At 32.1% G+C, this 21,218-nt stretch carries 20 protein-coding genes and 1 tRNA gene; 13 read left to right on the top strand and 8 right to left on the bottom strand.

Features of this window, described 5'->3' with window-relative positions; translation table 11 throughout:
* From R2808_RS08605 to R2808_RS08615, 3 genes are read left to right on the top strand one after another with little or no spacing between them, the layout of a single operon-like run.
* The gene (locus R2808_RS08605) at positions 1-1,527 is read left to right on the top strand and encodes a peptide MFS transporter (protein ID WP_371270562.1); all 1,527 of its coding nucleotides are present in this window, start codon (positions 1-3) and stop codon (positions 1,525-1,527) included.
* A gap of 25 nt (positions 1,528-1,552) precedes the next feature.
* Complete coding sequence (locus R2808_RS08610; RefSeq protein WP_371270563.1) at positions 1,553-3,316, top strand: peptide MFS transporter; 1,764 nt, start codon at positions 1,553-1,555, stop codon at positions 3,314-3,316.
* 42 nt (positions 3,317-3,358) lie between these two features.
* Complete coding sequence (locus R2808_RS08615) at positions 3,359-3,823, top strand: thioredoxin family protein (protein WP_371270564.1); 465 nt, start codon at positions 3,359-3,361, stop codon at positions 3,821-3,823.
* A 5-nt stretch (positions 3,824-3,828) separates the two neighbouring features.
* Here R2808_RS08615 and R2808_RS08620 read toward each other — a convergent pair whose 3' ends face one another.
* The 4 genes from R2808_RS08620 to surE are packed head-to-tail and all read right to left on the bottom strand — an operon-like array spanning position 3,829 to position 8,029.
* A complete protein-coding gene (locus R2808_RS08620) occupies positions 3,829-5,838 on the bottom strand; it encodes a ComEC/Rec2 family competence protein (protein ID WP_371270565.1) in 2,010 nt (669 codons plus the stop codon).
* Between the two features lie 25 nt (positions 5,839-5,863).
* Complete coding sequence (gene lpxB, locus R2808_RS08625; RefSeq protein WP_371270566.1) at positions 5,864-6,979, bottom strand: lipid-A-disaccharide synthase; 1,116 nt, start codon at positions 6,977-6,979, stop codon at positions 5,864-5,866.
* Positions 6,979-7,257 (bottom strand): hypothetical protein, encoded by a 279-nt coding sequence (locus R2808_RS08630; protein WP_371270567.1) that lies wholly within the window; start codon positions 7,255-7,257, stop codon positions 6,979-6,981. The genes lpxB and R2808_RS08630 overlap by 1 nt, the downstream gene beginning before the upstream one ends.
* 1 nt (position 7,258) lies before the next feature.
* Positions 7,259-8,029: a 5'/3'-nucleotidase SurE gene (surE, locus tag R2808_RS08635; RefSeq protein ID WP_371270568.1), complete on the bottom strand. Its 771-nt coding sequence runs from the start codon at positions 8,027-8,029 to the stop codon at positions 7,259-7,261.
* A gap of 145 nt (positions 8,030-8,174) precedes the next feature.
* On the opposite strand from surE, the gene R2808_RS08640 reads away from it, so the two are divergent.
* Positions 8,175-10,349, top strand: a complete 2,175-nt coding sequence (locus R2808_RS08640) for a carboxy terminal-processing peptidase (RefSeq protein WP_371270569.1) — start codon at positions 8,175-8,177, stop codon at positions 10,347-10,349.
* Positions 10,350-10,421: 72 nt separating this feature from the next.
* Positions 10,422-10,503, top strand: a tRNA-Leu gene (locus tag R2808_RS08645).
* A gap of 152 nt (positions 10,504-10,655) precedes the next feature.
* On the opposite strand, the gene R2808_RS08650 is transcribed toward R2808_RS08645, so the two are convergent.
* Complete coding sequence (locus R2808_RS08650; RefSeq protein WP_371270570.1) at positions 10,656-11,087, bottom strand: TerB family tellurite resistance protein; 432 nt, start codon at positions 11,085-11,087, stop codon at positions 10,656-10,658.
* A gap of 113 nt (positions 11,088-11,200) precedes the next feature.
* Between R2808_RS08650 and R2808_RS08655 the strand changes: the two genes are divergently transcribed.
* From R2808_RS08655 to R2808_RS08665, 3 genes are read left to right on the top strand one after another with little or no spacing between them, the layout of a single operon-like run.
* Entirely contained in the window at positions 11,201-11,794 is a 594-nt protein-coding gene (locus tag R2808_RS08655) for a HupE/UreJ family protein (RefSeq protein ID WP_371270572.1), read from the top strand.
* A 1-nt stretch (position 11,795) separates the two neighbouring features.
* Positions 11,796-12,218 carry a cytidine/deoxycytidylate deaminase family protein gene (locus tag R2808_RS08660; protein WP_371270573.1) on the top strand — a complete coding sequence of 141 codons (423 nt, stop codon included), beginning with the start codon at positions 11,796-11,798 and terminating at the stop codon, positions 12,216-12,218.
* Positions 12,219-13,790 carry a S41 family peptidase gene (locus R2808_RS08665; RefSeq protein ID WP_371270574.1) on the top strand — a complete coding sequence of 524 codons (1,572 nt, stop codon included), beginning with the start codon at positions 12,219-12,221 and terminating at the stop codon, positions 13,788-13,790.
* A 3-nt stretch (positions 13,791-13,793) separates the two neighbouring features.
* Here R2808_RS08665 and R2808_RS08670 read toward each other — a convergent pair whose 3' ends face one another.
* Positions 13,794-14,402: an FAD-dependent oxidoreductase gene (locus R2808_RS08670; protein ID WP_371270575.1), complete on the bottom strand. Its 609-nt coding sequence runs from the start codon at positions 14,400-14,402 to the stop codon at positions 13,794-13,796.
* A gap of 2 nt (positions 14,403-14,404) precedes the next feature.
* Positions 14,405-14,599: a hypothetical protein gene (locus tag R2808_RS08675; RefSeq protein WP_371270576.1), complete on the bottom strand. Its 195-nt coding sequence runs from the start codon at positions 14,597-14,599 to the stop codon at positions 14,405-14,407.
* 130 nt (positions 14,600-14,729) lie between these two features.
* On the opposite strand from R2808_RS08675, the gene R2808_RS08680 reads away from it, so the two are divergent.
* From R2808_RS08680 to R2808_RS08690, 3 genes are all read left to right on the top strand, one after another.
* Positions 14,730-15,296: a DUF3109 family protein gene (locus R2808_RS08680; RefSeq protein WP_371270577.1), complete on the top strand. Its 567-nt coding sequence runs from the start codon at positions 14,730-14,732 to the stop codon at positions 15,294-15,296.
* 23 nt (positions 15,297-15,319) lie between these two features.
* Complete coding sequence (locus R2808_RS08685; RefSeq protein WP_371270582.1) at positions 15,320-16,654, top strand: deoxyguanosinetriphosphate triphosphohydrolase; 1,335 nt, start codon at positions 15,320-15,322, stop codon at positions 16,652-16,654.
* An 82-nt stretch (positions 16,655-16,736) separates the two neighbouring features.
* The gene (locus tag R2808_RS08690; RefSeq protein ID WP_371270578.1) at positions 16,737-19,361 is read left to right on the top strand and encodes a T9SS-dependent M36 family metallopeptidase; all 2,625 of its coding nucleotides are present in this window, start codon (positions 16,737-16,739) and stop codon (positions 19,359-19,361) included.
* A gap of 52 nt (positions 19,362-19,413) precedes the next feature.
* Here the strand turns inward: R2808_RS08690 and R2808_RS08695 are convergent, their stop codons facing one another.
* On the bottom strand, positions 19,414-19,869 hold the full coding sequence (locus R2808_RS08695; RefSeq protein ID WP_371270579.1) for a hypothetical protein: 456 nt from the start codon (positions 19,867-19,869) through the stop codon (positions 19,414-19,416).
* 73 nt (positions 19,870-19,942) lie between these two features.
* Here R2808_RS08695 and R2808_RS08700 point away from each other — a divergent pair, with 73 nt between their 5' ends.
* Together R2808_RS08700 and R2808_RS08705 are read left to right on the top strand one after the other, a co-directional pair.
* Positions 19,943-20,623, top strand: a complete 681-nt coding sequence (locus tag R2808_RS08700) for a glycerophosphodiester phosphodiesterase (protein WP_371270580.1) — start codon at positions 19,943-19,945, stop codon at positions 20,621-20,623.
* The coding region (locus R2808_RS08705) for an aminoacetone oxidase family FAD-binding enzyme (RefSeq protein WP_371270581.1) at positions 20,620-21,218 on the top strand (599 nt) is incomplete at its 3' end. The genes R2808_RS08700 and R2808_RS08705, both read left to right, overlap by 4 nt.

The following is a 21,218-nucleotide window of genomic DNA, read 5'->3' on the forward strand; positions in this document are numbered from 1 at the left end:
ATGAGCGATACTACGACAAATAAATCACAAGAATTATTCGGGCATCCTAAAGGATTATTTTATCTGTTTTTTGCAGAGTTGTGGGAGCGTTTTAGCTTCTATGGCATGAGAGCATTGTTGATGCTTTACATGGTTAAAGAAATTTTTAAAGCTTTTGAAGATAAAGATATTGCAGCAGCAGCAGTTTATGCGTCTTATGGTTCTTTGGTTTATGCTTCAACGGTTATTGGAGGTAGAATTTCTGATAAAATTTTAGGAATGCGTGCCTCAATTTTTTTAGGTGGTATTTTAATGGCAATTGGACACTTTGTTTTGGCTGTTGAAAATGATATTGCCTTCTTTATGGCTTTGGCCTTTATTGTTGTAGGGAATGGTTTTTTTAAACCAAATATTTCAACATTTGTTGGTTCCCTTTATGAAGATGGAGATCCAAGGAAAGATTCTGGATTTACCATTTTTTACATGGGAATTAATATAGGAGCATTTGCTTCTCCGTTATTGTGCGGATGGTTAGGAGAAACTTATGGTTGGCATTATGGGTTTGGTTTAGCAGGATTTGGAATGTTATTAGGATTGTTGGCTTTTTGGAACGGAATTAGAACAAATGTTTTTGGAGAAAAAGGAATGGCTCCTAATGAAACTTTGCCTAAAGTATTGGGTTTTGATGCTAAAAAAGCTATTCCAGTTTTATCTTTTTTAACAGTTCCAGTAATTGCTTTTTTGCTTTATAGTTACAAGTCTTTAGGGAAAGAAGGAACTTGGCTAGGAGATCAAAATGCGGTTAATTTATTATTTAAAGTAATTGGAGTTGGAATTATTATATTTTTAATAAAGGTATTAAAAGAGGCTACTTCAGATGAACGAAAGAAATTAATAGTAGCCATAGTAATTACTGTTTTTATGTCTTTGTTTTGGGGTTTTCATGAGCTTTCTGGAAGTGTAATTACATTATTTGCAGATAGAAATGTAGATTTAGCTGGAATTATGAATGCCAGTCAAACAAACTCTTTGAATTCTTTGGTTATTATTGCATTATCAATTCCAATCTCTTTGTTTTGGGCGTTTTTAAGTAGGAAAAAGTTAAACCCTAGAACTCCTGTTAAATTTGGATTAGGACTTTTATTTGCTGGTTTGAGTTTTTATATCTTATCATTAAGTAAACATGATGCTAATGCTCAAGGAATGGTCCCTTTTGCGTATTTAATGATAATGTATTTTATACTTTCAATAGGAGAATTGTTTATGTCGCCAGTAGGATTGTCAAAAATTACAGATTTATCTCCAAAACGAATAGTCGCTTTTATGATGGGAATATGGTTTTTGTCATCAGCATATGCTTTTCAAATTGTAGGCTTTATATCAAAAAAACTTGCAGTAGAAGGTTCTCAAGAGGTGACTGGAGGAATGCAAACCTTAGCGTTGTATACCGATGGTTTTGAAATTATTTCGCATTATGCTATTGGAGCTGGAATAATTGCCTTACTTTTAGCACCTGTTTTAAATAAATTAATGGGTAACGTACACTAATAATAAATTAACTAAACTAACTTATATGAATACAGATATTGAAAACCTATTTAAAGACAAAGTATTAGGACATCCAGCGGGATTGTTTGTACTTTTTTTTACAGAAATGTGGGAACGTTTTTCGTATTACGGAATGCGTGCCTTATTAGTATTATTTTTTACTGCTTCATTATTAGATGATGGATGGGGTTGGCCTCGCGAATGGGCATTTGCAATTTTTGGAACGTACACATCATTAGTGTATTTATCAACTATGGTTGGTGGTTATTTTGCTGATAATGTTATTGGAATTCGTAAAGCTGTTGTTGTAGGGGCGTTATTAATGACTTTAGGACATGCTTGTATGGCAGTTGAAACATCATTTTTTATTTATTCAGGTTTAGGTTTATTAGTTATTGGTAGCGGTTTTTTTAAGCCAAATATGACTTCTATTATTTCTGAGATGTATAAAGGTAAAGAAGAGAAAAAAGATGGCGCTTACACAATTTTTTATATGGGTGTAAATGCTGGAGCTTTCTTAGGAATTTTACTTTGTGGCTATTTAGGTGAAAAAATTGGATGGTCTTGGGGATTTGGTGTTGCAGGCATTTTTATGTTATTTGGTTTACTACAATTTTGGTTAGCGCAAGGAATTTTTGGCGAAATTGGTAAAGAACCAAAAAATAAAAATGTTGATGTAATTGATGAATTAACTTCAGATGAAAAAGAAGTTGAGGCTGGAAGAAACCCTTTTACAGGCGGTCAAAAAGTATTAATTGCAATCGCTTCATTATTGGGTATGCTTTGGATTTTTAATGATCCTATATCTAAAATTTCTGAAGGGAAATACAATGTTTTTCCATTTGAAATTGCTGGTTTATCAGGTTCAACAATTGCAATATTACTAGCATTTGTAATTTTTATAATATTACTTGCGATTCGTATTCCTAAATATACTCCAGTTTTAAGAGATAGAATGTTAGCAGTAGTATTTTTTGCTTTCGTAACTATTTTCTTTTGGGCAATTTTTGAACAATCACCAAGTTCATTAACTGTTTTTGCAAAAGATTATACAAATAGAGTATTAGAAGGAGATGCCGGATTTATATTTAAAATTGTAAACTCTTTAATGACAATTATTCCTTTAGGAATCATTTCTTGGGTTTTATATTTATTATTTAAAAAGACATTTGCAAAATATGCTTTATCTAATATTTTCTTAGCATTGAGTTTTGTAATTATATGGTTCATTGCAATATGGATGTTGAATGAGGAATTTCAAAAAGATTCTGCTGAAATTCCAGCGTCTTGGTTTTCAGTTTTAAATTCATTGTATATTATAACATTAGCACCATTGTTTTCTAAATGGTGGGAAAGTAAATACAATCCAAATGCAAATATGAAATGGGCAATAGGAATGGGATTATTAGGTCTTGGAATGGCTGTAATTGCTATTGGTGCAGGTGGCATTGAGCCAGGAGCTAAAACAGCTTCAGTTAGTATCATTTGGTTAATTTTAGTTTACCTTTTCCATACTATGGGAGAATTATGTGTTTCTCCAGTGGCATTGTCATACGTATCTAAATTAGTTCCTGGAAGAATGATTGCCTTTATGTTTGGTATTTGGTATTTAGCAGTTGCAATAGGGATGAAGTTAGCAGGTGTATTTGCAGAATCTTCTGAGGCAATTGCTCAAGAAAAAGGATTGAGTAGCTTCTTCTGGTTATTAACTTTTATTTCATTTGGATTGGCAGTTTTATCAGCAGTTTTATATCCGGTTATTAAAAAATTAATGCACGGTGTAAAATAATATTGGCATTGTATTTGCAATGAAATTTGAAAAATTATTAAAATGAAGAAATTAGCAATCATTATAATGTTAACTTTTTTTGGGTTAACAACACAAGCGCAAGAATTAAAATGGCACACCGATATATCTGAAGCAACTAAAATAGCTTTAGACGAAAACAAACCTTTATTCTTGTTTTTTACAGGTTCTGACTGGTGTGGTTGGTGTATCAAACTTCAAAAAGAAGTTTTTCAAAAACCAGAATTTGCAAAATGGGCAACCGAGAATGTAGTTTTAGTAGAACTCGATTACCCTAAAAGAAAGCAGTTGCCAACTGAATTGCAGCAGCAAAATGCTCAAATGCAACAAATGTTTCAAGTTACAGGTTTTCCTACCATTTGGTTTGTAAAGCCAGTAAAACAAGAAGGTAAAAAAGTAAATTTAGACGAATTAGGAAAAACAGGATATGTACCAGGCGGCCCAGAAGCTTGGATAAAAGTAGCAGATGCTATTTTAAAAAAGCAATAATTCCGTTATTCTAACGTATAAAATCCCTTTTCGGCAGTAGCATGAAAAGGGATTTTTCTTTTTGCACAAGTCGATTTCCATAAAGTAAGTAAATAAAATTTAGTATTACTGGTTGCAACAATTACTTTCGGGTTCAATTCAGTAATTAATCGGTTTAGATTCAGTTTTGGGTTTTCGGTTAAAATTACACAATCTACATTTTTTATATTAGGATAAACGGCAAAACTATCGACTACTATTATTTTTTTGCGGTTAAATAAATATACGTTTCGCAAAGAATTTTCTTCAATAGTGTTGCTAAAAACACCTGTTTTGTATTGGTTTAAAGCAGTTCTGTTTTCATTAAAATTAGTAGAAAAAGCATAAATTGTAGTTCCTTTTTTGTAAGATATTAAAGTTTGTTTTGAAGCATAAATAATAGTTTCTTCTTTACTGTAATTGTAAAATTTTGTTCCAACATATACCAATTGAAAAACTAAAATTGAACTAAGAAATACAACAGTCGCTGCATACGTTTTTTTTCGTAAAGCAATTAATAAAAATAGAACAACTACCGAAAAAATAAATGCTAAAATGAAAGTAAACGGAATGTTTTTGAAAATAAAAGTAGTAAAATTTGAAAACCAAGCAATACTTTCGTTCATAAAATGAATAAGAAGTTGTAAGAGTTTCCCAATTAAAACCGAAAATTTTGGAAATACAAAATTAAGACCAAGTGTAATTAATCCTAACCAAAGAATTGCTGTTGTAAGTGGAATCGCAACTAAATTAGCAACCAAAAACAAAGGCGAAAACTGATGAAAATAGTATAAACTTATAGGCAAAACACCAATTTGTGCTGCTAATGAAACAGCTAAAATATCAGTAAAAAAAGAGACAATTTTATTTTTACTAATACGAAAATACTTAAAATACGGATTAAAACTCACAATTGCCAAAACAGCCGAGTAACTCATTTGAAAACCAATATCAAAAATTAAATTTGGATTATAAACCAATAAAAGCAAGGCAGAAGTTGCCAAAATATTATAAGTATTGGTTTGCTTATTTAAAATTTTGCCAAAAGCAAAAAGCGAAAACATTATAACAGCTCTCGAAACAGAAGCCGAAAAACCAGTAATAAAAGCAAAACTCCACAACACTAAAATGGTAATACAAAAACGAATAATTCTAGCTTTTTTAGAGGTTCCTATTGGCTTTAAAATCCATACAAGAAAAATATATAAAATACCAACGTGTAAACCCGAAATGGCTAAAATATGAATTACGCCCACATCAGAATAAGCAGTAAGTGTTTTTTCGTCGAGCAATTTTCGTTGTCCTAAAAGCAACGCATTTACTACGGATTGTGTGTTGTTGTCCCAATTGTGAATGGCAAAACTATTGGCTAATTTCTTTTGAAAAGTAAACCAAAAACAATCCCAATTTTGCTGTGTGTTAACAACTTTATAGTCGCTTCTTTTTAGAAAAATTTGATCAAAAATGTTATTGTTTTCTAAATAAGCCGCGTAGTTAAATTGAAACGGATTTTGTTCGCCAGAAGGTTTAAGAAATGTTGCCAAGCAAATAATTTCGGTTCCAGGAATAATTTCAGTTGTGCTGTCTTTTTCAATATAAACGAGTAGTTTTCCACTTGCAATTTTTTGATTAATCTTTTCAATTTTTAAAATATGTTTCGTGTTTTTAGCGCTTGACTTTAAGTTTGAAACAACAATTCCTTTTACACTATTTTCACTTTCAAGAAAACGCGAATAATGATTATTTTTTTGCGGTTCAAAATGGCTATTTTGTAAAAATAACCCGAGCAAAAAAGCAAGGCAATACGTTGTTATTCCAAATAACGAAGTTGCTTTTCTATTTTTTTTGGTTTTCCAATTAAAATAAAAAAGTAATCCTATTAAAAGTAGCAGTAATCCAAAAGAAATGAAATAAGGAATTGTAAAATAGCTGTTGCAAACAATTCCTAATGCAAGTAAAAGTGTAAACGGAATTAAAGGATAAGCGTAAACTTTCACATGTTGTTTTAACGCTAATTTACAATTAATTCTTTAATCGAGAAACAATTAATTGCGCCGTTTTATCGCTTGCGCCACCATCGCCTAGTTTGTGTTTTAGCTCGACATAATTTTGCAATATTTTTTCTCTAGCAGCGCCACTAACTATTTTTTGCAATTCGGCTTTCAGATTCTTAGTGTTCAACTCGCCTTGAATTAATTCGGTAACTACCGGTTTATCCATTATTAAATTAACCAATGAAATGTATTGTAGCGTAATAATGCGTTTGGCAATTTGGTACGAAATCCAACTACCTTTGTAGCAAACCACTTCGGGCACGTTAAACAAAGCGGTTTCTAAAGTTGCCGTTCCCGATGTTACCAATGCAGCATGAGCCACATTTAACAAATCGTAGGTTTTATTCGATACAAAATGAACGTTTTTATTTACTAAAAAAGGTTCGTAAAAACTGTAGTCTTGACTTGGAGCTCCAGCAATAACAAATTGATAATCAGTAAAATAATCAACAACCGAAAGCATTACTTTAAGTTTCGTATTAATTTCTTGTTTTCGGCTACCAGGTAAAAGTGCAATAATTGGTTTTTCAGATAAATTATTTTCTTTTCTAAATTCTTCAGTGGTTGTTTCTTTTCTATTTTGAATAGCATCTAAAAGCGGATGACCTACAAAATCAACAGGAAATAGATGTTTTTTCTCGTAGAAATCTTTTTCAAACGGAAGAATAACATACATATAATCAACATCGCGTTTTATCGCTTTTATTCGGTTTTCTTTCCAAGCCCAAATTTGAGGCGAAATATAATAATGCGTAGGAATTTTTTTTTGTTTTGCCCAAGAGGCAATTCGCATATTAAAACCTGGATAATCGATAAAAATTAAAGCATCGGGTTGAAATGCTTCAATATCTTTTTTACAAAATTTAATATTATTTAAAATAGTTTTTAAGTTAAATACAACTTCAATAAAACCCATAAACGCCAAATCGCGATAGTGTTTTACTAAAGTTCCGCCTACATTTTGCATAAGTTCGCCACCCCAAAACCGAAACTCGGCATTTGAGTCGTGTTTTAAAAGCGATTTCATTAAGTTAGAACCGTGCAAATCGCCCGATGCTTCGCCTGCAATAATGTAGTATTTCATTATAAAATTAAAGTAAAAATAGTTAATACAAATAACGATAAAATTATACCGCGCGACATCATTTCTTTTCCTCTATTTAGTAAAAAGAAAAACAAAAATAAATTAGGAATTGAGCCTAATGTAATTACTTTTCCTACCAAATCGTTTGCTTTTAAATATTGATAAGCTAAAGAAAATTCGGTATTTCCTTTAGAGATTACTAAAAAAATTACGAAGCTACAAGTTAATGCTACTAGTATTCCTAAAAGTAAACCTTTAAATAAGTCTTGTTTTTTCATTTTAAAAATTCCAATTGTTTAGCGTTTGTATGGCATGGTGCGCGGTTAAATCGAACTGAACAGGAACAATAGAAACAAAACCATTTTCGAGAGCATATTCATCGGTATCGGTTCCCGTATCTTGATTTACAAATTCGCCAGTAAGCCAATAATATTCTTTTCCTTGCGGATTTTTTCGTTTGTCAAATTCTTCAACCCACATTGCTTTTGCTTGGCGACACACTTTCATTCCTTTAATTTCGCCTTTTTCACTTTTAGGGAAATTTACGTTTAAAACCACACCTTCGGGCAATCCGTTTTTTAAAACTTCTAAAGCAATTTTCTTTACATAACGTTTTACAGGCGAAAAATCGGTTTGCCAACTGTAATCTAAATGCGAAAAGCCAATAGCTGGAATTCCTTCAATTCCTGCTTCTACAGCAGCACTCATAGTGCCCGAATAAATAACGTTTATAGACGAGTTAGAACCATGATTAATACCGGAAACACATAAGTCGGGTTTGCGTTTTAAAATTTCGTGAACCGCCATTTTTACGCAATCAACAGGCGTGCCAGAGCAGCTATATTCGTGTTCAATTTCGGGGTCAAGATTTACTTTGTCTATGTGTAACGTGTTGTTAATTGTTATGGCATGCCCCATTGCACTTTGTGGGCTGTCGGGCGCTACAACAACAACATCGCCTATGCTTTTCATTACCTCAATAAGGGTGCGAATTCCAGGAGAAACAATACTATCGTCGTTAGTTATAAGAATTAATGGTCGTTTGGGCATTTTTATTATTTTTTGCTAAAGTAAAAAAATTAATGATAACATATTTTATGATATATATAATATAAAAGGCTTTAACAAAAATTTATCGTATATTGCATTATTGTGGCATAATTTTTTATGTATTTTAGCCAAGAATATTTACCAAATGAAACGAATTGTTGAGTTTATGAAAAAAAATTATAAAATAGTACTTTTAGTTACAGTTATTGCAGCTGTACTATGGAGTTTTATGCCTTCTGTAAAAAAAGAAGATCCAGGAAAAGACAAACTGCTTTTAGAAATATTAACGTATGTATTAGAACAAGGGCATTACAAACCAGCAGACATAAACGACGATTTTTCGAAGCAAGTTTACACCAAATACTTAAAAGGAATTGATCCTACAAAACGATTTTTTTTACAATCTGATATTGATGAGTTTAACAAATACAACACATCAATAGACGATATGATAAAAAATAAAGACCTAACCTTTTTTGAACTAACAAATTCGCGTTTGCTACAACGCATAAAAGAAGTTCAAGAAATCTATACCGATATATTAGAAAAACCATTCAATTACAACAAAGAAGAAAGTATTAATGTAGATTATGAAAATCTTCCATATGTTTCTAATAAAAAAGAGTTAAAAGACAGATGGCGTAAACAACTTAAATTTTCCGTTTTAGCCACAATAGCCGATAAAAATAAATTAGAAAAAGACAAAGCCGAAAAAGATACATCCTATCAACCCAAACCATTCTCTGTAATAGAGAAAGAAGCTAGAGAAAGTCTTTTAAAATCGCAAAATGATTACTTCAATTTTATCGAAAACGAATTAGATCATAACGACTGGTTTTCTATTTACTTAAATGCAATTGTAGAACGATTTGATCCGCACACATTCTATTTTTCTCCAGACGACAAAGAGAAATTCGATATTAGTATGAGTGGTAAATTTGAAGGAATAGGTGCGCGCTTACAAAAAAAAGATAACCAAGTAGAAGTATCCGAATTAATTTCGGGCGGACCAGCTTGGCGCGGCAAAGAATTAGAAGCAGGCGATGTTATTTTAAAAGTAGCGCAAGCCGAAAACGAACCGTTAGATATTGCAGGAATGCGATTAGACGATGTGGTTAAAAAAATTAAAGGGCCAAAAGGAACAGAAGTTCGCTTAACCGTTAAAAAAGTAGATGGTACTATTGCTGTTATTTCTATTATTAGAGATGAAGTTGAAACCGAAGAAACCTTTGCAAAATCGGCAACAGTAACAAAAAATGGTAAAAAGTTTGGAATTATTTATTTGCCTAAGTTTTACATTAGTTTCGAAAATAAAGAAAATAGAGACGCATTTAAAGATGTTGCTGCAGAAATTCAACAATTAAAAAATGAAGGCGTAGAAGGTATTATTATGGATTTACGCAACAACGGTGGCGGTTCTTTAGAAACTGTTGTTAAAATGACAGGTTTGTTTATTAAAAACGGCCCTGTTGTTCAAGTAAAATCTTTAGGAGGTAAAAAAGATGTATTAGAAGATAGAGACAACAGTATATTATGGGACGGACCATTAGTAGTTATGGTTAATAATTTTTCGGCTTCGGCATCTGAAATTTTTGCGGCTGCAATACAAGATTACCATAGAGGTGTAGTAATAGGAAGTAAACATACTTACGGTAAAGGAACAGTTCAAAATATGATAGATTTAAATAGATTAGTTAAAAACGGAGTTTATGGCGATTTAGGAGCACTTAAAACCACTACTCAAAAATTCTATAGAATAGACGGTGGTTCTACTCAACAAAAAGGGGTGTTAAGCGACATTGTTTTACCCGATAGGTTTTCGTATTTAGATATGGGCGAACGAGATGAAGACAACGCTTTAGAATGGGATAAAATTTCTCCAGCAGACTACAAAATAGTGTATCCAAATTTTAATGAAATTGTAGCAAGAAGTAATAATAGAGTAAAACAAAGCGAACAATTTAAATTAATAGATGAAAATGCAAAATGGATATACGATCGTAAAGACAACAACGATTTTAGTTTAAATCTAAAAAAATATGAAGACGAAATTGCAAAAAGCGATGCCGAATTAAAGAAATTTAAAATTATAACAGAATTTAATAACCAATTAAATTTTAATTCGTTGTCTGTAGAAACTAAAGCTATTGCAAACGATTCAATTTTAAAAGAAAAAAGAGAACGCTGGCACGAAGAAATGCAAAAAGACATTTATGTAGATGAAGCATTAAATGTACTAGAAGATATAGATGCCGCTTACCCAGCATCGAAACTAGTACAAAACAAAACGAAGGCTACAAAATTAGAACGAGTAGATTAAGGGTAAAAAAATAATTTTCTATTTGTTTATTATAAACTTATAGTTATATTTGCACCCACATTTCACAATGCTGCGGGTGTGGTGAAATTGGTAGACACGCCAGACTTAGGATCTGGTGCCGCAAGGTGTGAAGGTTCGAGTCCTTTCACCCGCACAACAAAAAGACTTAAACGTATTGTAAATCAATAGTTTAGGTCTTTTTTGTTTATATTTTAATAAAATCTTATTTTTATTTATTAATAGCTAAAGGCAAACAAAAAAAGCTCAATTAAAAATTGAGCTCTTTAAGTAGAATTAATAAATTCCTTATTTGTTCATATTTTTCATTTCAAAAATAAAAGTATCTAAATCTACATTTAACACTAATAGCGATAAAGCTTTATCAACAATAAAATTAACATTACTAGGTGTAAAACCTAGAGCTAATGCAAAACGTGTTAATATATCTTTTTGTTTTGGTCCTAAAATATGATCGGCATAAACCATACGCGCTAAATCATACAAACGTTCTAAGCGATTATTGTATAAAACAGGTGGGTTTATAGGATATTTTGTTGGGTTTTCTAAAATTTCTTCATATTCTTCCGAAGAAATTTCAAGTTTAGTAGCTAATTTATCTAAAAACGCTTTTTCTTCAGTTGTAATTTCACCATCAGAAAGTGCAACTCTCACAATTGCCGAAAAATGACCTTTATTACGATTTTTAAATCCGCTATCAAATAAATCTGAAAATGACATATCTTTTTGATTTTAATTTTTGCAAACTTACACAATTTTATAAAATAAATAACACACTTTTACTGCTATAAAATAGAATATTTTGTAAGTTTGAATTCTTAATATTTTTACAAATGACAGAGTTTTGGTTGTATTTTAAAATAGGACTTCATCATGTGCTTGATATCAACGCATACGATCACGTTTTATTTTTTATTGCATTAATGGTTCCTTATGCGTTTAAAGATTGGAAAAAAGTATTACTTTTAGTTACGCTTTTTACTGTTGGTCATACGCTATCGCTTATTCTTTCGGTTTTCGATATTATTCGAGCAAATGCCACTATAGTCGAGTTTTTAATACCTATTACCATATTAATTACCGCTATATATCATTTATTCACAGCAGGAAAAACAGCTAAAAAAGAAAGTATATCTTTTGAAGCAATCGTTACTTTGTTTTTCGGAATAATTCACGGTCTAGGTTTTTCAAATTATTTTAAAACCATTTTACCAGGCAATGCTACCGATAAACTTTTACCATTATTAGAATTTGCCTTAGGTATAGAAGCTGCCCAACTTATAGTTGTTTTAATGTATCTTATACTCGCTTACGTGGTGCAAACTGTTTTTCATTTTTCAAAACGAGAATGGGCTTTAGTAGCAGCTGCATTTGTAATTGGGGTAGTGCTACCTATGGTAATAGAAAGTGAAATTTGGAACAGATAAAATGGCAAAAAAATTAAAATACGACAAAGCCTATTTAAAAATTGCTAACGAATGGAGCCAGCTTTCCTATTGTAAACGCAAACAGGTTGGCGCAATAATTGTAAAAGATAGAATGATAATTTCCGACGGGTACAATGGCACGCCATCGGGTTTTGAAAATTGTTGTGAAGATGCAAATAATCTCACAAAATGGTATGTGCTGCACGCCGAAGCTAATGCCATATTAAAAGTAGCCCGTTCTACACAATCGTGCGAGGGTGCTACACTATATATAACTCTTTCGCCTTGTAAAGATTGCAGTAAGCTCATCCATCAATCGGGTATAAAACGAGTAGTTTATCATCAAGAATATAAAGATACTTCAGGAGTCGATTTTTTAAAAAAAGCAGGCGTTGAGGTCGAATTAATAGAGAATTTAAATTAAATGAATTCGAGAAAATTATATATTCCATTAGCGTTTTCTATTGCAGTTGCTATTGGATTACTGCTTGGTAATAAACTAGGTAATCACAATGCTGTTGCAAGCAATAGTGCTGCTAAAAACAAGTTAAACCGATTGCTCGATTTTATTGATGCCGAATATGTAGATAATATAAATACCGATTCTATTGTAGATTTGACAGTGGATAAAATTCTCCAAAATTTAGACCCGCATTCGGTTTACATTAATAAAAAAGATATTGTAGCAGTAAATGAAAGTATGCGTGGCGATTTTGTAGGAATTGGCATTAATTTTTATAATTATAAAGATAGCATTGCTGTAATTAAAACCATAAAAAACGGACCTTCTGAGAAAGCAGGAATTAAACCAGGCGATCGCATTTTGTTTGCCAATAATTATCAATTATACAATAAAAACATTAGCAACGATACTCTTTTCTCAAAGTTAAAAGGCGAAATAGGAACCGAAGTAGCACTTACCGTTTTTAGAAAATCTGAAAATAAAAAATTAAAAATAACCGTTACACGCGATATTATACCGATTAAAAGCGTAGATGTTGCACTGAAAATTGCTAATAAAATAGGTTACATTAAAATAAATCGATTTTCAGAAACTACATTCTCAGAATTTCATGAGGCATTAAACAAATTAAAGAAAGAAACCATTACCACATTATTGGTCGATGTTAGAGAAAATGGTGGCGGATATCTTGAAATGGCAGAAGAAATAGCCGACGAGTTTTTGAAAGACAAAGAATTAATTGTAAAAACAATTAACAAAAAAGGTAACGAAGAAATTTCTTTAGCAACCGAAAAGGGAATTTTTGAAAAAGGTAAATTATACATTTTAATTGATGAAAACTCAGCATCGGCAAGCGAAATTTTAGCTGGTGCTATTCAAGATAACGATAGAGGAACAATTGTAGGCAGGCGTTCTTTTGGAAAAGGTTTAGTACAACGCGAAATTCCTTTTAACGACGGGTCTGCTGTGCGGTTAACAGTAGCTCGGTATTATACACCATCGGGGCGTTCTATTCAAAAACCTTACGACGATAAAGCCGAAGGATATTTTAATGAATTTGAAAAACGATTCGCAAGTGGCGAACTCTATGAAGCCGACAGTATTAAAGTGGCCGATAGTTTAAAATATAAAACTAAAAAAGGACGTATTGTGTATGGCGGTGGCGGTATTATTCCCGATGTTTTTGTGCCAATAAGCCAAAATCATGCTCAAGAAGCAACGAATATGATTATGCAATCGGGCTTAATTTCGTATTTTGTTTTTGAAGAATTAGATAAAAATCGATTATTTTTTGAAAAACTATCGCAAGAACAATTAAAAAACGAAATTTTTACCAATCAAAAATATATAAACGACCTTAAAAGCTATGCTTCAAATAGTGGATTATTATTAGATTATTCCAATAAAGATAAAATTTTAACGTATCTATATGCCGAGTTTGTACGCCAATTGTTTACAGACGATGCGTATTATAAAATTATTTTACAAGAAGACGATATGGTAAAAAAAGTACTAGAATTAAATAATTTTTAGGTTTTATTTCCCTAAAGCATCATGAACCTGTGCAAATTCGCCATTATTCCATAATGTTAAAATTTCTGCGGCTGCATTTGCGCCACTTCCAGCTGCAATAGAAAGTTGGCTTCTACAACCTGCTAAAGTTCCTGCAACATATAAACCATCGGTAACTAAATTTTCGGTATTTTTTAATTGAATACGATTTTTACTTGGTGCAGCTTTTTGGTGTGGTATAACAAAATCTTCTAAACCCTTAATTAACATAGGACTATTCGAATTAATAGCGACAACAACAATTTTAGCCTTATATTCATTTTTGTTTGAAGTTACCAAATAGCCAAAATTAGTTTTCAAAACAGCAGTTACTTTCTCTTTTTCAATTTGTTTAACATGTGGGTAAAGTTCGGCTAACTGATGTAAACTACTACTTAGCAAATCGGTGCCCAATGTTTTAGGTTTTATTCCATATACGTTATTGTAAACGCCATTTTGTAAATAAGAAGCACGTTGATGCACAATAATGCCAATTTTTTTGTTTTTGGCATATGGTTTTTTTACGGCAGAACCTAACAATAAAGCGGCAGAAACACCCGAAACACCACCGCCAATAATTAGTACATCAAACATAATTATTTGGTTCTTTCATCAATACTCTTCGAAATACGAAAAATAAGCATCAAAACAATAGCGCACAAACCAGCAACAACACCTATAAGTGCAATAGTGCTTCCTTCTTCAAATGGATTGCTGTAATTTATTTTGGTTAAATTAAACCCTATTAAGCCTAAAGCCAAAACAATTATAATATAAGATACAACTTTCATAAAGCAAAACTATAAATACATAGCAAATATAAAACAATCTATAAAAACGTAAACCTAATTTAACGATACTTTGTGAACCTAACAGTTACTTAAAATAACGTATATTTGACACCAATATATAAATTGTATAATGTTTCAGTTAGATAAAACTATAGTATCCGAAGAAATTTTTGAAAAAGAATTTGTTTGTAACCTAAGCGCTTGTAAAGGAGCTTGTTGTGTAGATGGCGATGCTGGTGCACCATTAACAGAAGAGGAAACTAAAATTATGGCCGAAATTTACCCAAAAGTAAAACCGTATTTACGCCCAGAGGGTATAAAAGCCATAGAAAAACAAGGTACACATATTGTTTCCGAGTTTGATGAGCTAGAAACACCGCTTATCGACGGTAAAGATTGTGCATATGTAATTTTTGATGGGAAAACGGCACTTTGCGGCATTGAACAAGCGTATAATGAAGGAAAAGTAAGTTGGAAAAAACCTGTTTCGTGCCATTTGTATCCTATTCGTGTAAAAGAATATTCCGATTTTGCTGCTGTAAATTACCACAAATGGCACATTTGTTCCGATGCGTGTGCTTTAGGAGAAGAATTAGGCGTTCCCGTGTATCAATTTGTAAAAGAAGCGTTAATTCGAAAGTTTGGCGAACAATGGTACTCCGAACTCGAAAAAGTGGCCGAAGAGTTAAAAAAATAAAATTTTAATTGCCTATTATTATGATGAAATGGGAAAAATTATTGTCGTTAAAACGACAAGGCGATACCACAAAAAGACTCAGAAAAGAACAAGACGACACTCGTTTAGGCTTTGAAGTCGATTATGACCGGGTTATTTTTTCTTCGGCATTTAGAAGTTTACAAGATAAAACACAAGTTATTCCACTTTCCAAAACCGATTTTGTTCACACGCGGTTAACTCACAGTTTAGAAGTATCGGTGGTAGGTCGTTCGTTAGGTAGATTGGTCGGGAAAAAAATTTTAGAAAAACATCCGTATTTAACCGAAATTTACGGTTACCAAATGAACGACTTTGGTGCTATTGTAGCGGCAGCAGCATTAGCTCACGATATTGGAAATCCTCCTTTTGGACATTCAGGGGAAAAAGCAATAGGCGAATATTTTAAAACAGGAAATGGGCAACATTTTAAAACGCAACTAACCGATAAAGAATGGCAAGATTTAATAGATTTTGAAGGCAATGCTAATGGTTTTGCTGTTGTTTCTTCTTCTAGAAAAGGAGTAGAGGGTGCTTTGCGTTTAACGTATGCTACTTTAGGTGCTTTTATGAAATATCCAAAGGAAAGTTTGCCTAAAAAACCAACATCAAAAATCTGTGATAAAAAGTATGGATTCTTCCAGCAAGATAAAATATTCTTCAAAGAAGTAGCCGAAGAATTAGGATTAATTGGGAATAAAGAAAATGAAAATATCGGTTTCGAACGCCATCCGTTAGCGTTTTTAGTAGAAGCTGCAGATGATATTTGTTATACAATAATCGATTTTGAAGACGGCATTAATCTGGGTTTAATAGAAGAAGAAAAAGCATTAGAATATCTTATAAAACTTGTAAAAAACAGTATTGATAGTAAAAAGTATAATGAGCTCACTACAAAAGAAGATCGTTTAAGCTATTTACGCGCGTTAGCTATAAATAGTTTAATAAATGATGCCGTTTTTATTTTTTTAGAAAATGAAGAAGCTATTTTAAAGGGTAGTTTTTCAATGGCACTACTCGATAAAAGTCAGTATAAAGCACAAATAGATGATATTATAAAAGTAAGTATAAAACAAGTGTATCAGAGTAAAAATGTTATTGAAAAAGAAGTAATGGGTTATAAGGTTATTCATACTCTTTTAGATGTTTTTTGTACCGCTTACCACAATCAAATGTCAGAAAAAGCATCAAATTACGATAAAATCGTACTAAAATTATTACCAGAACGATTTTTACAAGAAAAAAAATCAGTTTACGAGCAGTTGCTTAATATTTGTCATTACATCTCGTTGTTAACAGACGGGAAGGCGATTGAGCTGTATAAAATGATAAACGGCTAAATAAAAAATGTTAACAAAATAACACAAATTGGTTTTTTAAAAATTTAAAATTTATATTTGTTACGTTTATAAATCTACATATATGAAAAACAAATTACTACTAAGCTTGAGTTTTTTATTTTGTTTTACTCTTTTTGCACAAGAAGTACCACAATCAAAAATTCAAAATTTTTTAGCTAAACAAGCTAATGAGTACAACTTAACAACTTCTGATATTTCGCAATGGAGTGTAGAAAGCACTGGAAGTTCAAAAGCTACGGGTATTCAAAACTTTTATATTAATCAAATGTACAATGGAATTGTTATTACGAACTCATTGTCAAATGTTTGGTATAAAAATGGAGAAGTGTTAGATATTAAAAATAGCTTTGTAGCTAACATTGCATCAAAAGTAAATACGACAGCTCCATCAATATCGGTTTTAGAAGCTTTAAATTATGCACACAATCATAACGGTGAGCCTCTTGTTTCGCATCAAATTATTGAGCAGCGAGAATTTAACAAATACGTTATTTCAAATGGAAACATTGAAGATGATGTTAGGGCACAATTGGTTTATCTTTACCAAGATGACCAATTAAAACTTGCTTGGAAACTACAATATTACTCTCAGGATTATAACCACTTGTGGGATGCTCGAATTAGTGCAACAAATGGCGAATTATTAGAAAAATTCGATGGTGTTTTATCGTGTAATTTTGGCACAACAGGAAGTCATAAAGGACACAATCACGAAGTAGGTTTTTATTTTAACAAATTAGCATTTGCCAATAAAAATACTAGTATAGTAGATATTCAAGATGGTTCATATAGGGTTTTCCCATACTATACAGAAAGTCCCAATCACGGTTCAAGACAATTACTTTCTGGAGTTAACAATTTGGTTGCATCGCCTCACGGTTGGCACGATATAAACGGAGTAGATGGTCCAGAGTTTACAACGACACAAGGGAATAATGTTCATGCAGTAGATGATACAGATGGTAATAATTCTGGAGGAACTAGCCCTAATGGGGGTTCTTCTTTGGTTTTTGATTACCCTTACGGTGGTGTAGGAGTAACCGCTTCTTCATATTTAAATGCGGCTACTACTAATCTGTTTTATATGAATAATATCATGCACGATGTATGGTATCAGTACGGATTTGATGAACCAAATGGAAATTTTCAACGTAACAATTATGGAAACGGTGGTACAACTTCTTTTTTAGGAGATTATGTGCTAGCTGATGCTCAAGATGGTGGAGGAACGAATAATGCTAATTTTTCAACACCACCAGATGGAGACCGTCCTAGAATGCAAATGTATCTTTGGGATGTAGGTCCAGTACCGTTAAATTTTGTGGTGAACTCGCCAGCTAGTGTGGCAGGAGAATACTATGCTTCTAATAATGTGTTTGACCCAGGACACGTAGATTTACCAGCTATGCCTGGTATAGCTTACGATTTAGTGCTTTACGAAGACGCTACACCAGATACTTCAGATGCATGTGAAGCCCCTGTAAACGGCGCCTTATTTGCAGGAAAAACAGTAGTTATTCGTAGGGGAATATGTACTTTTGTAGATAAAGTTTTAATGGCACAAAATGCTGGTGCAGCAGCGGTAGTTATTGTAAATAATGATACAGCTAACCCTAACCAATATGTTAATATGTCGGGGGCAAATGCAGCAATTACTATTCCTGCAGTATTTATTCCATATAACCTTGGAGAAGCTATTATTGCAGCTATGGCATCGGGAACTGTAAATGTTACATTACGCGATGCAGTGGTAACATTTGTGAATTCTGATGGCGATTTTGATAATGGTGTTATTGCACACGAATATACACACGGAATATCAACTCGTTTAACAGGTGGTCCAAATACAAGTTGTTTAAATAATCAAGAACAAATGGGCGAAGGCTGGTCAGACTGGGCAGCTTTAATGATGCAAATTGAAGCAGGAGACAACGGTACAGAAACTAGAGGTATTGCTACTTTTGTGGCAGGGCAACCAACAAATGGACCTGGTATTAGAACGTATCCTTATTCAACAGATATGAGTATTTGTCCGTTTACTTTTGCCGATACTAATACAGAGGCAGTTCCACACGGAGTAGGGTCTGTTTGGACAGCAATGCTATGGGATTTAACTTGGGCTTATATAGATAAATATGGTTTTGACCCAGATATTTATAATGGAAACGGCGGAAACAATAAGGTAATGCAATTAGTTTTAGACGGTATGAAGTTGCAAGGTTGTAATCCTACATTTATTTCAGCTAGAAATGCCCTAATTGCCGCAGACCAAGCCACAACTGGCGGAGAAGATTTTTGTTTAATTTGGGAAGTTTTTGCGCGTAGAGGCTTAGGGGTTAACGCTTCTTCTGGTTCGGCAAATAGTGCAACAGACCAAGTAGAAGATTTTACAGAACCAGCTCCAGGGCCAAATTGTGTGTTAAGTGTAGATTATTTTAAAAATCAAGAATTAATACGAGTTTATCCAAATCCTACAAACGGAAAGCTAAACTTACGAGTTAATAATTATAACGGAGTATTAAATGTTGAGGTTTTCGATTTAAACGGAAGAAAAGTTATGTCTAAAACATTACAAAACTTTTCAGTTGAAGACGAGTTAAACATTACTTCATTACAATCGGGTATGTATTTATTAAAACTTACAGGAAACGATATTTCGTACTCTAAAAAAATTATCAAAAACTAATTTTTAGTAAAAACCAATTTTAAAAATGGCTACTAGTTTTAGTAGCCATTTTTTATTTCATTGCACGCAATGTGTTGCTTACTGTAATTTTATATTTTGTTTTCTCGTTTTCAATATATTTCATTACATATATAAACTTGTTATTACCTATTTTATCACTTTTAATTGTAATTTCTTCTTTAGAATAATTATCATATAAAATTAAATCTACAGTATTGTTAAAACTAAAACTATCGGCATATTTTGTTTTTACATGACTAATAGGATATTCCGAGTAAATGATTTTTTCATTTTGTTTTACAATTATTTTTTCGCCTTTAAAACCTTGACTTAAAATCAATACGCTTTTAGTGTTGGAAGTGGCATTTTTTTGTTTTAAAAACTCATTTTTAGTGTTTTCAGCTACACCTTTAAAATCGTTGCGAGTTTGGTAAGAAACGTTTGAATGTAACACAGACGAACAGTTGTAAAAAAATACAACAATTGCTAAAAAAATAATCTTTTTCATAATTTAGGACTTTGCTTTAAATTATAACGGCTAAACGTGAAAACTATTTTATCTTTGTTTTATTAAAATTAAAATGATTACAAAAATAGGACATCGCGGAGCAAAAGGATATGTAGTAGAAAATACACTAGCTTCTTTTCAAAAAGCTATTAACTTAGGTGTAAATGGTATCGAACTCGATGTTCATTGTTGTGCTTCGGGCGAGCTTGTTGTTTTTCACGATTTTACATTAGACCGATTAACTAATGGAACAGGTGCTATTTCTAATTTTTCTCTATCGGAATTAAAAAAAATAAAGATTGATAATGATTATGAAATTCCAACTTTAGTAGAAGTTTTACAACTTGTAAACAAAAAATGTTTTTTAAACGTAGAGTTAAAAGGAAAACAAACAGCAGAACCTGTTTTTCAACTACTTTTAAAATATATGAACGAACAAAATTGGCAACCAACAGATTTTATAGTTTCGAGTTTTCAGTTTGACGAATTAAAACAATTTGCCAGTTTTCAATCTGAAATTCCTTTGGCAATACTCACACAAGCTAGTGTTAATCAAGCTATAGAATGGGCACAACAATTCAACGCAAAAGCAATTCATCCGCATTTTTCGTTGTTAACTAAAGAAAATTGTACAAAAGCTAAAGATTTTGGTTTACAAATTAATACTTGGACAGTAAATGAATATGCCGCTATAGAATATATAAAACGTTTCGAAATAGATGGTATAATTTCAGATTTTCCAGACAGAATATGAATACAAAATATAATGTTATTATTGTTGGTGGCGGTGCAGCGGGTTTTTTTACAGCCATAAATTGTGCCGAAAAAAATCCGCATTATAAAGTTGCTATTTTAGAAAGAGGTAAAGATGTGCTCTCTAAAGTAAAAATATCGGGTGGCGGTCGTTGCAACGTTACACATGCTTGTTTTGAACCAAAAGAATTGGTAAAATTTTATCCACGAGGCGAACGCGAATTAATTGGTCCTTTTCATCAATTTTGTACTGGCGACACAATGGAGTGGTTTGAAAAGAGAGGAGTTGCGTTAAAAATAGAAGCCGATAATAGAGTGTTTCCTACAACGAATTCTTCGCAAACAATTATGGATTGCTTTTTAAACCAAGTTAAACATTTAAAAATAGATGTTTTAACAAATCAAAGTGTAAAATCGTTATTACAATTTAACGATTTTTGGAAAATAGAAACGAATATCGAAACCTTTAAATGCGAAAAAATAGTTATTACAACAGGAAGTAATCCTAAAATTTGGGAATTACTTTCGGGTTTAAAACATACTATAATTCCGCCAGTTGCATCGCTTTTTACTTTTAATATAAAAAATAGCCTAAT

Origin of the sequence: Flavobacterium sp., assembly GCF_041392005.1 — a bacterium.
GTDB lineage: Bacteria > Bacteroidota > Bacteroidia > Flavobacteriales > Flavobacteriaceae > Flavobacterium.